General features: G+C 39.6%; 12 protein-coding genes. 6 read left to right on the top strand and 6 right to left on the bottom strand.

Going from position 1 to position 12117, the window contains the following annotated elements; all coding sequences use genetic code 11:
* Positions 1-5: 5 nt before the first annotated feature.
* Positions 6-716, top strand: coding sequence for an acyl-[acyl-carrier-protein] thioesterase (locus ACYQ0H_RS06955; protein ID WP_459812123.1), 711 nt, complete (start codon positions 6-8; stop codon positions 714-716).
* Positions 717-990: 274 nt separating this feature from the next.
* Entirely contained in the window at positions 991-1923 is a 933-nt protein-coding gene (gene cysK, locus ACYQ0H_RS06950) for a cysteine synthase A (RefSeq protein WP_459812122.1), read from the top strand.
* An 84-nt stretch (positions 1924-2007) separates the two neighbouring features.
* Here cysK and ACYQ0H_RS06945 read toward each other — a convergent pair whose 3' ends face one another.
* Together ACYQ0H_RS06945 and ACYQ0H_RS06940 are read right to left on the bottom strand one after the other, a co-directional pair.
* On the bottom strand, positions 2008-3546 hold the full coding sequence (locus ACYQ0H_RS06945; RefSeq protein WP_459812121.1) for an LTA synthase family protein: 1539 nt from the start codon (positions 3544-3546) through the stop codon (positions 2008-2010).
* Positions 3547-4070: 524 nt separating this feature from the next.
* Positions 4071-4550 (bottom strand): type II secretion system protein, encoded by a 480-nt coding sequence (locus ACYQ0H_RS06940; RefSeq protein WP_459812120.1) that lies wholly within the window; start codon positions 4548-4550, stop codon positions 4071-4073.
* Positions 4551-5205: 655 nt separating this feature from the next.
* Between ACYQ0H_RS06940 and ACYQ0H_RS06935 the strand changes: the two genes are divergently transcribed.
* A complete protein-coding gene (locus ACYQ0H_RS06935; protein WP_459812119.1) occupies positions 5206-6570 on the top strand; it encodes an MATE family efflux transporter in 1365 nt (454 codons plus the stop codon).
* Positions 6571-6797: 227 nt separating this feature from the next.
* Positions 6798-7070, top strand: a complete 273-nt coding sequence (gene nrdD / locus ACYQ0H_RS06930; protein WP_459812118.1) for an anaerobic ribonucleoside-triphosphate reductase — start codon at positions 6798-6800, stop codon at positions 7068-7070.
* Positions 7071-7104: 34 nt separating this feature from the next.
* Here nrdD and rlmH read toward each other — a convergent pair whose 3' ends face one another.
* From rlmH to ACYQ0H_RS06910, 4 genes are all read right to left on the bottom strand, one after another.
* A complete protein-coding gene (rlmH, locus tag ACYQ0H_RS06925) occupies positions 7105-7590 on the bottom strand; it encodes a 23S rRNA (pseudouridine(1915)-N(3))-methyltransferase RlmH (protein ID WP_459812117.1) in 486 nt (161 codons plus the stop codon).
* A complete protein-coding gene (locus tag ACYQ0H_RS06920; protein WP_459812116.1) occupies positions 7587-8372 on the bottom strand; it encodes an MBL fold metallo-hydrolase in 786 nt (261 codons plus the stop codon). Before ACYQ0H_RS06920 ends, rlmH begins: the two co-directional genes overlap by 4 nt.
* 48 nt (positions 8373-8420) lie before the next feature.
* Positions 8421-9272, bottom strand: coding sequence for an HAD family hydrolase (locus tag ACYQ0H_RS06915; RefSeq protein ID WP_459812115.1), 852 nt, complete (start codon positions 9270-9272; stop codon positions 8421-8423).
* Positions 9273-9415: 143 nt separating this feature from the next.
* Complete coding sequence (locus ACYQ0H_RS06910) at positions 9416-10702, bottom strand: UDP-N-acetylglucosamine 1-carboxyvinyltransferase (protein WP_459812114.1); 1287 nt, start codon at positions 10700-10702, stop codon at positions 9416-9418.
* 486 nt (positions 10703-11188) lie between these two features.
* On the opposite strand from ACYQ0H_RS06910, the gene ACYQ0H_RS06905 reads away from it, so the two are divergent.
* Positions 11189-11539, top strand: a complete 351-nt coding sequence (locus tag ACYQ0H_RS06905; protein WP_459812113.1) for a NusG domain II-containing protein — start codon at positions 11189-11191, stop codon at positions 11537-11539.
* A 67-nt stretch (positions 11540-11606) separates the two neighbouring features.
* Positions 11607-12110 carry a Gx transporter family protein gene (locus ACYQ0H_RS06900; protein ID WP_459812112.1) on the top strand — a complete coding sequence of 168 codons (504 nt, stop codon included), beginning with the start codon at positions 11607-11609 and terminating at the stop codon, positions 12108-12110.
* The last annotated feature ends 7 nt before the right edge of the window (positions 12111-12117 follow it).

Genomic DNA, 12117 nt, shown 5'->3' with positions numbered 1-12117 from the left:
AATTTATGTTTGAAATGGAAAGAACGGTATATTGCAGCAATATAGGAGAAGACGGAAAAATCAGAAACAGCGCCCTTATTGATATTCTTCAGGACTGCAGTAATTTTCATCTTGAGTCACATCCTGTAATGGCGCCGTTTTTCAAAGCGGAAAATTGTATAATGTTCCTGATCTACAGGCAGATAGATATTGAGCGGCTTCCGATTTACGGGGAAAAGCTTAAAATAAATACATGGACCTATGAGCTTAAAAGAATGTACGGTTACCGAAATACAATAATTTACGGAGAAAACGGGGAAACGCTTGTCAGAAGTATTGCCGCAGGCGCTTTTATGGATAATGAAACGCAGCGTCCCAGAAAGGTACCGCAGGAGCTTATAGACAGAGTAAAGGTTTATCCGAGAACCGATATGGAATATCTGCCGCGGAAGATAAAACTTCCTGAATCCGAGCCGCAGATCTTTGAGCCTGTGAATATTATGAAATGTCACATAGATATGAACCGTCATGTAAATAATGCAAGATATGCGGATATAGCAGACGAATATCTTGCGGAAAACGCAGAAGCACGCCGTATCAGAATTGAATATAAAATGCCGCTGAAGCGTTCTGATACGGCTATCCCCAAGGTTTATACAAAGGATAATATTACTGCTGTCGAGCTGTCAGATACAGACGGCAGGTCTTACTGTATCGTTGAATATACGTTAAAATAAAATGTTCCACGTGGAACATTTGTGCAAGCAGGCTTTGCTTTTAGAGAAACTTACAGAATCGGCGCTATCATTAGGTAATTATTTGTGCATAATTGACAAATACATATTAATCCTATTGACAAAGTAGGAATTATGATGTATAGTAAAAACATACACTATTGCGGCTGTACTCAAGGCTTTGTAAAGAACGGATCAGTCTTTTATTATTGAAAGCGGCTGAGATGTTTAGGCAGCAGAAGCTTGCCGCAGTTAAATTTTGAAAGGGATGATTTTTGTGTCTAAAATTTATAAGAATGTTTCCGAGCTGATAGGAAGAACGCCTTTGGTTGAGGTATCAAGGCTCAGTGAAAAGCTGGGACTGGAAAAGCCGCTGCTTGCGAAGCTGGAGTATTTCAATCCGGCGGGAAGCGTTAAGGACAGGGTAGCCAAGTCAATGATAGAGGATGCGGAAGCAAAAGGATTACTCAAAAAGGGTTCAGCCATTATTGAGCCGACCTCGGGGAATACGGGTATTGGTCTTGCGGCGGTAGGGATCTCAAAGGGTTACAGGGTAATTCTTACAATGCCGGAAACTATGAGCGTTGAAAGGAGAAATCTGCTGAAGGCTTACGGGGCGCAGATAGTGCTTACAGAGGGTGCAAAGGGCATGAAGGGCGCTATTGCAAAGGCTGAGGAGCTTAGGGCTGAAATAGAAGGCTCGGTTATTCTGGGGCAGTTTGTAAATCCGGCTAACCCTAAGGTACACATTGAAACCACGGGCCCTGAGATATGGGAGGACACCGAGGGAAAGATAGATATTTTTGTTGCGGGAGTAGGAACAGGAGGAACTGTAACGGGAGTAGGGCAGTATCTTAAATCTAAAAATCCAAATATAAAAACAGTTGCAGTCGAGCCGGAAAATTCTCCGGTACTTTCGGAGGGCAGGGGTGGCCCACATAAGATCCAAGGGATCGGAGCGGGCTTTGTTCCTGAGGTACTTGATACTGGGATATATGATGAGGTCATAAGGGTATCGGACGAGGACGCTTTAAGGACGGGAAATCTTATGGCGAAAACGGAGGGTATTCTTGTCGGGATCTCGTCCGGAGCTGCGCTTTATGCGGCGGCGGAGCTTGCAGGGCGTCCGGAAAACAAGGGAAAGACAATAGTTGCCCTGCTTCCGGATACGGGAGAGAGATATTTATCTACAGCTTTATTTGCGGAATAATATGTTGTTTAGGGACGGTTTTATGCCGTCCTTTTTTATTTTTTGTGTAAAATAAAAATGGGCAGGTTTAATCCTGCCCAAAAACTAATTATTATAATAATCAGTAAATAAAATTTTGTTGTTTATGTCAATAATTTCAATAATCTTATCATTCATTTCTTTGATTTCTTCATTAGTTATATTGTCAGTATATTGATCAATTATATTTCCTTTGCTGTAATACGCTTTATTGCTAATCCAAGATAAATCAGGAAAATACGCATATCCATCATACTCTTCGTCAAAAATGTCATGACCTAAATATTTATAATCGGTATCTAAATCAAACAAATTACAGATTGTAGGAAGAACATCACTTGTATTACATACCTTTTCAACTTTTTTTGATTGAAATCCTTTGGCATAAATAAAAAACGGAGTATTATTAATTCTTGAATCAGTTTGTGCGAGTTTGGTGTTATTACAACCGTATGCTTGATGGTCTGTTATAAAAATAATTACTGTATTATCCAACTGATTTTCTTGGTCAAGTTTATCAACCAAATTACCTACCATATCGTCAGTTATACTTGCTTTTAATCTAAAAATATTCAAGTTTTCATCTATTGATTCATCGTTTAATTCCGGGTGACGTTTCAGTGCTTCAAGGTATATTTTGTCGTTTAACCCGTAAGGTACATGAGCGCTATATGTAATTAAATAACTAAAAAATGGCAATTCATTATTATTTATAAAATCGCTCCACAATTTTTGATTTTTTAATAGGTAATCATCAAAAGTTATAGCTGTTTCATCATTGGTATAATTCATAAATGAATTATATTTTTCAAAACCCAAAGTTATATGATTTTTACCTCTGTTGTAAAAATACTCATCGTTATAATGAAAAGATTCTGCATTATAACCTAGCCGTTTAAAAAGATTAGCAAGTGAATAAGGAAAATGGTTTTCGGAGAAATAAGTAGCGGCATTTGTTCCAGATGGTTGATATAGTCCTGTATTTATACAAAACTCCGTACCAAAGGTCGTTGCCCCGCCCATTCTTGAAGTATAAAAATTAGAAAAGTCAATACTTTCCTTTCTTAATTTACTAATATTCGGACAGACCTGATTATTAACAACTCGGTAGTCCATGCTCTCCATTTGTACAACGATTAAATTTTTACCTTTGAAAATTCCTGTCATAGAATTAGCGTCATGATTAGATCTTTGATTAAGATAAGCTGTTATTTCGTTTATTTGCTCCTGAGAATCGTCAGTTATATTACTTTTTAGGGTAAGATATATATCGCGAAAAAACACATGATAAATACCTGAAGATTTATAGGCTTGTTCTACATCTGATAATGTATCGTAAGTATAATATTTAAAATTACTGTTGTCAATATCTTTATTAGCAGCTAATTCATCTTTAAATGTACCAATAGAAATTGAAGATAAAACAATAATAAGAAATAATACTGGCAAAGTAGCTATATACAGTTTTCCTTCTAACTTAGGAGTTACTTTAGCATAAATAATAATACATACAATTGATAATAGCAACACAAGTATCATCAATGTAATTTTTATCCACCCAAAATTTTGAAAAACTACTTCTTTGAATTGAAGACCTTCACCCATTACGGAAATTATGCTAAGCCTAAACATTGAACCGGTAGTAATATAAACACAATATTGAGCTATAGCATATACATAAAAAAAGCAATAAATCAAACTATATATTATGACAGATACCTTTTTTGGAAAAAATATCATAAGTGCTGCAATAATAAGAATAAATGAAACAGAGTTATGCTGACATGAATAAAATATTAAAGTGTTGATTTTTGAAATAAAGTCCTCACCATTTATAAGTGTATTTAGTGTCTTTGAGTAATATATCAAAAACATCATACTGCCAATGAGAAATAGTGGTATTACTAGCATTAAATAGCCAAAAAAATATTTGAAATAGTCCCCAAGATTAATAGTCCGTGTATAATTATCAAACCTGCTATTTAAATTGTTAAATTTATTTTTTATAGTATGTATTTGTTTCATAGAAATACCAAACCATGGTTGCCTCCCTAAATTTAAAATATAAAGAGAGCCAAATTTACTGACTCTCTTTATACTATCATCTTATAATATGCAATAATATGAGATTACTTATAGGTACCGAATTTTACTCCTTCAGATTCATCAACATCATCAAATGGATTAGGATATTGACCTATAATGTAGTTTGTACCGTCCTTTGTAGCACCGGTATTTGCTGTCCACTGAGCAAATAAAGCATCACTTGTGCCGTTAATTGTCGTACTGCCTACAAAAGCAATACCAGAAGATTCACCATTTTCAGAAAGAGCTTTATATACTTCGTGAATAACCTTGTCTGAAGAAGAATCAGTACTACAAGCAAAAACATCTGCAGGTAAAGTTACTGTTTTGCCCATTGAAAGCTGATCAGCTTTGTAAGTTGAAACTGAAGTATAAACCAACTTTGCATTTGAATTAGCGGTCTTAAGTCTGGACTTCTTAACGTAACCCATCATTGAAGGTACGAGGATAGCTGCCAAAACGCCGATAATGGCAATTACCACGATAAGTTCAACCAGAGTAAAACCTTTCTGTGACTTTTTCATAGAAAAATCCCTCCATAATATAAATTTGATTTTATTAAAAGCTCTGAGAATTTTCGTCCTCATGCCGCTTTCCCTTTTTACTCGGTATCTTTGTTTAAGAATTAAAAGTACCGAATAAGACAGATAACGAAATATTTATGTAGTCTTGTAGTCTTTTCTAACCTGTCTTAACTATATTTACATTATACTCACTTCATGCACATTTGTCAATAGTTTTTCTGAATCTTTATTCAAGTTTGGTGATTATGACTAAAAAAAGCTTGCGTTTAAGTTAAAATCACCAATTGTTCAGGAATTATTTTCTTTGGGAAACTGTTATTTCAAATAATATACCGCGCCTTTTATTACCTTTTAATTATATCTTAAAACAATTCGATTGTCAATAATACTAGCGTATTTTTGTTATATATGATGAAATAATATGGAATATTGTAGTATAAAATAGCAGGCCGCACAATTCGTTTTAATTATATAACTTTTTAATATTTGACTTTTATCAAACTAGTGGAAAATCGCAAAGCTCCTGTTTAAATTTATCAGTTCTTTCATGCTATATTCATTAAAAAAAGGTCGTTTTATGTTATAATTAAAAGGTTAGAAAATTGATTTAATGATGTGTCCTTAAAGGGTAAGGACGGAAAGGCGTGATAATTTAATGAGCGGACAGGCTGTCAATGAGAATAAAATGGGTATTCAGCCTATAAATAAGCTGATACTTTCAATGTCGCTGCCTATAATGGTTTCAATGCTTATTCAGGCGTTGTATAACATAGTAGACAGTATTTTTGTGTCAAAAATAAGCGAGAATGCATTTACTGCGGTATCTCTGGCGTTTCCGGTCCAGAATCTTATGATAGCGGTCGCTGCCGGAACTGGTGTCGGAATAAACGCCCTGCTTTCAAAATCCCTCGGTGAGAAGAATTTGGATGACGCCAACAAAACGGCTCACAACGGAATTTTTCTTACAGTAATTCACTGTCTGATCTTTGTCGTTTTCGGACTTTTCTTTACAAGAATCTTTTTTGAAGCTCAGTCGAATAACAGCGAGATAGTTGAATACGGAGTAGAGTATCTTACGATTTGCCTTGTCGCAGGCTTCGGTATCTTTTTTGAGATAACCTTCGAGCGTCTGCTTCAGTCGACAGGCCGCACTATGTATACAATGTTTACTCAAGGTGCGGGAGCGATAATCAATATTATTCTGGATCCCTGCCTTATATTCGGCTTAGGTCCTTTTCCGAAAATGGGAATTGCGGGTGCGGCTGCTGCTACTGTAATAGGGCAGATCGCTGCTATGGCAATGGGACTTGTGTTCAATATAAAATTCAATAAAGAGATAAACATGAGTATGAAGGGCTTCCGTCCCTGCGGAAGGATAATCAGAAAGATATACTCGGTCGGTATACCTTCAATTATTATGCAGTCGATAACCTCGGTAATGACCTTCGGTATGAACAGGATACTGGGCGGCTTTGCAGATACTGCTCAGGCGGTGCTGGGAGCGTATTTCAAGCTTCAGAGCTTTGTGTTTATGCCGGTATTCGGACTTAACAACGGAATGGTTCCGGTGCTTTCATACAATTTCGGTGCAAGAAATAAAAAGCGAATGACCGATTCGATAAAAATATCCATAGTCTACGCAATGATCCTTATGGTGATCGGCTTTGCGCTTATGCAGCTTATACCGGGGGTTTTGCTGGGTATGTTCGACGCTTCGGAAACAATGATGTCGATGGGCGTAACTGCGCTGAGAATTATAAGCATAAGCTTTCTGTTTGCCGGCTTCTGCATTATTATCAGTTCGTCGCTTCAGGCGCTTGGCCACGGTGTATTTTCAATGTTCATATCCATAACCCGTCAGCTTGTGGTACTTCTCCCGGCAGCGTATCTGCTTTCCAAGCTGGGCAATGTTGACTATGTTTGGTGGGCGTTCCCGATCGCAGAGATCGCCTCTGTTGTCTGCTCCGTATTGTTTATGAGAAATATTTACAATAAAGTCATAAAGCCTATAGGAGAATAGTACTTTTATTAATGACAGCGCCCTGTCCAAGCGGTTGGGGCGCTGTTTATTGTTTTCAGGCTTAACCAAATGTGAAATGTATACAAAAAAGCAATGCTTAAAATGACAAACACGCTATTGACAAACACAATATATAGTGGTATAATACTAATTACAGCACAACAAGTGTGAAATTGATTTGCAAAAGTAAAGTTAAATTAATTAGAGGATTAAGAGAGGTAAGGAAAATGGTTGACGTAAAAGTAACGAACGGAGAGCTTTCACAGGCTGAAATAAACGCTTATATCACAAGGGCGCATGAGCTTTACCCGGAAAAGACTATTGAGGGGATCGAGCTTAATGTTGACGGAGATTTTGTTGATATACAGTACCGTTTCGCTGATGTTCCTTTCCAGAGAATACGCAGGATCACAGGCTATCTGGTAGGTACGGTAGACCGCTTCAACAACGCTAAGCGCAGCGAGGTTGAGGACAGGGTAAAACACGGGATTTCACAGTAAAAATTCAAGGGAACGGAATTGCTCCGTTCCCTTTTTATTTATGATATTTTGTGTGAGCTTCGATCTGAAAGGCTCTGTAGACCTGTTCCAGCAGCATGATCCTTGCCAACTGGTGAGGAAAGGTCATTTCAGACATTGAAAGCTTTAAATGTGCTTTTTTCTTTATTTCGTCGCTTATTCCGAATGATGAGCCGATAATGAAATTTACCGTTGAATAGCCGTCCGTTCCGCAGCGGCACAGTCTTTCCGAAAGCTCTGTGCTTGAAAGCTGGCCGCCCTCAATGCACATTGCAATATTATAAGAGGATTTTCTGTCCGTATAGGCGCTTATAGCTTTAGCTTCTGCTGATAAAGCCGCAGTTATTTCCTTTTCGGACGGGTTATCGGAAAGTCTTGCTTCCGCAAGCTCGGCTATTTCAAGCTGACAGAACGATTTTAGACGCTTTGAATATTCTTCAGCTGCATCGCGCCAGTAATTTTCCTTGAGCTTTCCGACTGTAACGATATTTATTTTTATCAAAACGCCACCGCCATTCCGTTTCCGTCCGGAGCGGCTATATCCAGAAGATAATCACGGTTTCTTCTGAACTCGTCAAGAAAGCCTACGGCGGAGTTTTCTGCAATAAACGCCGTATTATTTTCTTGGCTCAAATGCCCCAGAACAAAGCGGCAGGTTCCTCCCTTTATCAGCTTTTTCAGCTGTCTGGAGCAGTCTGAATTGGAAAGGTGACCGTGAGAGGAGGCTATCCTCTGCTTTAGTATGTAGGGATATGAGCCGTTTCTCAGCATTTTTTCATCATAGTTGGATTCGAGCAGTACCATATCTGCGCCTGTAAGATTTTCATCCACCTCAGGAGTTATCTCTCCGAGGTCGGTACAAGTCACTATTACCTTCCCGTCGGGGCAGACTATCCTGTAGCCGCAGCTTGCAGGAGTATCATGAGGAGTTTCAAAGCTGTTTATACAGAAGCCTCCTACCTCTATTTCCCTTCCGTCTACCGAATACATAGCTGCGTCCGGCGCTACCTTATCCGAGGCGGCAAGGATCTCAAGGTTTACCGTCTGGGCGTAAACGGGAATATTATATTTCTTTGTAAGGATCTTCAGTCCGAATATATGGTCGGAATGAGTATGGGTAATAAAGATACCCTGAACAGCTTCGGGGGAAATTCCGTTGTTCTCCAGAGCGCAAACAAGTCGCTTGCACGAAACGCCTGCGTCGATAAGTATTCCTGAATTTTCGTTTCCTATGTATGACGAGTTTCCCTTACTGGAGGAAAACAACGGGTAAAATCTTGCCATAAAGCGTTGTCCGAATCTGACTGTATCGGACGTCCTCCGTTTCCTTGATTATTTATCGGTACAGACCGCAGCCGACCTGCTGTATATATACTGTGCTACTGAATTTTCGGTATTTGCTCCGATTATTTCGTCCGCCCTTGCTCTGACCTGGGAAACAGCGTTTTTAACGGCTATCGACTTATCCGCTTCTTCAAACATTGGCAGGTCGTTAAGATTATCTCCGAAGCAGACGATTCTTTCGGGCATTATAAGCTTTCTCAGATACTGAACCGCTTTTCTTTTAGATGCCTCGGCGGAGAAGATCTCAATGTACCATATCTCCTTTGAATAATGATCGCTGTAGAAGGAAATTTCTATATCGTCGATCTCTGAAACTCTTTTATAAAGCGGAGCAAGCCTTTCATACGGAGCTATTACGGTAAAATAAATTATATTCTTACCGTCTAAAGAAAGAAAATCTTCTGTTTGAGTAAAGGATTTATAGTATTTTACACGGCGTTCATTATAAAAATCCAACATTACCTGTCCCGAAAGCCGTTCATAGTAGGTGTGCATTGAATTTTTCTCAATGGTATACATAAAGGCGTCCGCTGCGCACTCTCTTAGGGCGGAGATAATTTTCTTAACTGTATCTGTACCGAGAACAGCCTTGAAAATATATTCCTCGGCGTTAAAATCGTATATAAGCACTCCGTTCATCAGTATTATGGGAATTTTCAGTGTAAGTCCTTTAAGTATAACTCTGGCAGAGGCAAGAGTTCTGGCGGTAGCGGCTGTAAACATTGTTCCGTTCTCCGTGGCGCAGTTCAGAAGTTGTCTGCTTTTTTCGCTCAGCTCTGCGCTGTCGTTAAGCAGAGTACCGTCAAGATCGGAAATATACAGAGTTTTTTTATTACTCATATTTGTTACCGTATTCCTGTTAAGGAATTTGACCTCCTTAATATGATTTCGACTTTTCGCAGTCTTAGTTTATTACAGTAAAACAGGACGCCGAGGAGATCTGCCGACCAAAATTCCCCCGAACATCCCGAATGATTTTTATATCAGCCGCTCATCTGAGAAGCGTTTATTTCAGTAACATGAACGCGTTTTATATCTGCACCCAGTTGCATAAGCTTTTCGTCTATGCACTCGTAGCCTCTTTCGATAAAGTGGATATTTTCAATTTCAGTAGTGCCCTTTGCGGCAAGTCCTGCGATTATCATAGCTGCTCCTGCTCTGAGGTCGGTAGCGACAACGGGAGCGCCTTTTAGCTCGCCTGTACCCTGAATAACAGCTACGGTTCCGTCTACGGAGATATCTGCGCCCATTCTTCTAAGCTCTGAAACATACCTGAATCGGTTGTCAAAAATATCGTCGGTAACTATGCTTGTACCATCGGCAAGAGTGAGAAGCGTAGAGAACTGAGGCTGCATATCTGTAGGAAACCCGGGGTGAGGCATTGTTTTAAGCGAGGTTTTCATCAGTGGACCGTCTATAAATACCCTGACGCTTTCGTCGTTCTCAACAACGGAAACTCCTACCTTTCTGAGCTTTGCGGTAATTGATTCAAGGTGCTTGGGAATAATATTCTTTATAAGAACATCGCCTCTCGTAGCGGCGGCAGCTACCATATAAGTTCCGGCTTCGATCTGGTCGGGAATGATACCATAGGTGATCCCCTTGAGATGATCGACGCCTCTTACCTTGATAACGTCTGTTCCGGCGCCTCTTATATCTGCGCCCATCGAGTTTAGGAAGTTGGCAAGGTCTACTATATGCGGTTCCTTGGCGGCGTTTTCGATAATAGTCAGACCCTTTGCCTTTACAGAAGCCATTATAGCATTTATCGTTCCGCCTACTGTGTTGAAATCAAAGTATATCTGCGAGCCGATCAGCCGGTCAGCTATGCAGTGAACTTCTCCGTTTTCGATATCATCGGTCGCTCCAAGACATCTGAAAGCCTTCAGATGCTGGTCGATAGGTCTGTCGCCAAGATCGCAGCCGCCCGGCATAGCGACGTAGGCTTCATGAAAACGACCGAGAAGCGTTCCCAGAAAATATGTGGACGCTCTCATTGAACGAGCCAGCTCATAGGGAACTCTTGGGATCTTTATTCCTCTTGTATCAAAGGAAACGGTGTTTTTGTTGATAAGTCTGATGTCCGCTCCCATAGATTTAAGTATTTTCATACAGATAGTAATATCGCTTATTTCGGGAACGTTTTCAAGCACACACGGCTCGTCGCATAAAATCGTTGCGGCTACCAGTGCTACAGCAGCATTTTTTGCTCCGCTTATATTGACCTCTCCGTGCAGGGGGATACCGCCGTTTATAACAAACTTATCCAAAGTTGTACACACTCCTTAATTTTACGGATGTTTTACTGTAAAACACCCGTATATTATAGCACAGAAATCAGGAAAATAAAAGCATAAATAAAAAAATTCTCTGAAATGATTTAAAATCACTAACATTATATAGAAAAATAAGTACAAAATCACAGCTATTTTTCTGTGCAAGAAAAATATTTATAGACAAACAGTAATAATACTGAAAAATTCTTTGGTAAAAACATTAATACTTCTAATAGTTTACCACAAACGTTTAAAAAAATCAATAGTAAACGGAATAAAATTCGCAGTTTTCGATAATTTTCTTTGATTTTTATTATGTTTGTAATCAAAAAGTAATTGATACGGTGAGTTTAATTGGACAGTTGTTACCTAGCGGCAATCAATGTAAGCGCTTTGTAACTATTTGAGTACAATTTTTTTCACACTTGACCTTTTTGGCGGTGTGTGATATACTCGGAAATAGCGGAGGGAAGTGCTTGAATGGATAAAAGGAACATAATATGGGGGTCTGTTTTTGCTGTTTTGATACTTATATGCGCAGGATTTCTGCTAATTAGAAACGGACGGAAAGGCGAGCTGTACGCCGAGATCTATTCCGAAGGAGCGCTTGTTAAAGAAATAGATGATATTTCAGGGCAGGACCTTGAAAAGTTTACTGTAAAGACAGATAACGGTTATAACACAGTATGCTGGCAGAATAACGAGATATGGATATCTGACGCAGACTGCGCAAATCACGACTGTATCAATTACGGCAGGCTTTCGCACGAAGGTTCGATAATTTGCGCTCCTCACAGATTGGCGGTCACAGTTAAGGAGAAGCAAGGCTGAGCCTTTTCGGATAGTATCCGTAAAAATTGAAGGGAGTACATATTTCACGCGGGAATATGGAAATAAAATGAGATCGAGAAAAATTGCACTGACCGGAGTGCTTGCGGGATTGGCTCTTGCGGTTTTTACTATCGAAGCACAGCTTCCTCCTATCTGGATACCGGGAGTCAAGCTTGGGCTTTCAAACGTTGTTACGCTTATAGCAATGCTGATGATCTCAAGGAGATCGGCAGGGGCTGTACAGCTTATAAGAATAGTTCTGGGAGCAGTTTTCTGCGGAACTGCCGCATCTTTTATGTTCTCTCTTTTCGGAGGAGCGGCGGCATTTGCGGTAATGGCGCTTACTGTGAATATTATGGACAGACGGCAGATATGGGCGGTATCGGTACTGGGCGCTGCTGCTCACAGTCTTGGGCAGCTTGCTGCAGCGTACATACTTATAGAAAATACTGCGGTGATTTCACTTCTGCCTGCTTTGCTGATATGCTCGGTAATAACGGGTGCGCTTACGGGCGCTGTTGCTCAAAGGCTGTGGTTTTCGCCGCTTAGGGACAGGCTAGTTCAGAAATAAACGCCGA

Source organism: Hominimerdicola intestinalis, assembly GCF_054655215.1.
Note: the sequence above shows the minus strand (reverse complement) of the source record. Positions and strands in the feature narration are given on the sequence as shown.

Coding starts and splice junctions, on each gene's coding strand:
- nrdD (WP_459812118.1), top strand. CDS start 6,798: ATGGTTGACGTAAAAGTAACGAACGGAGAGCTTTCACAGGCTGAAATA.
- ACYQ0H_RS06935 (WP_459812119.1), top strand. CDS start 5,206: ATGAGCGGACAGGCTGTCAATGAGAATAAAATGGGTATTCAGCCTATA.
- ACYQ0H_RS06940 (WP_459812120.1), bottom strand. CDS start 4,550: ATGAAAAAGTCACAGAAAGGTTTTACTCTGGTTGAACTTATCGTGGTA.
- ACYQ0H_RS06955 (WP_459812123.1), top strand. CDS start 6: ATGTTTGAAATGGAAAGAACGGTATATTGCAGCAATATAGGAGAAGAC.
- ACYQ0H_RS06945 (WP_459812121.1), bottom strand. CDS start 3,546: ATGGGTGAAGGTCTTCAATTCAAAGAAGTAGTTTTTCAAAATTTTGGG.
- ACYQ0H_RS06920 (WP_459812116.1), bottom strand. CDS start 8,372: ATGGCAAGATTTTACCCGTTGTTTTCCTCCAGTAAGGGAAACTCGTCA.
- ACYQ0H_RS06905 (WP_459812113.1), top strand. CDS start 11,189: ATGGATAAAAGGAACATAATATGGGGGTCTGTTTTTGCTGTTTTGATA.
- ACYQ0H_RS06900 (WP_459812112.1), top strand. CDS start 11,607: ATGAGATCGAGAAAAATTGCACTGACCGGAGTGCTTGCGGGATTGGCT.
- ACYQ0H_RS06915 (WP_459812115.1), bottom strand. CDS start 9,272: ATGAGTAATAAAAAAACTCTGTATATTTCCGATCTTGACGGTACTCTG.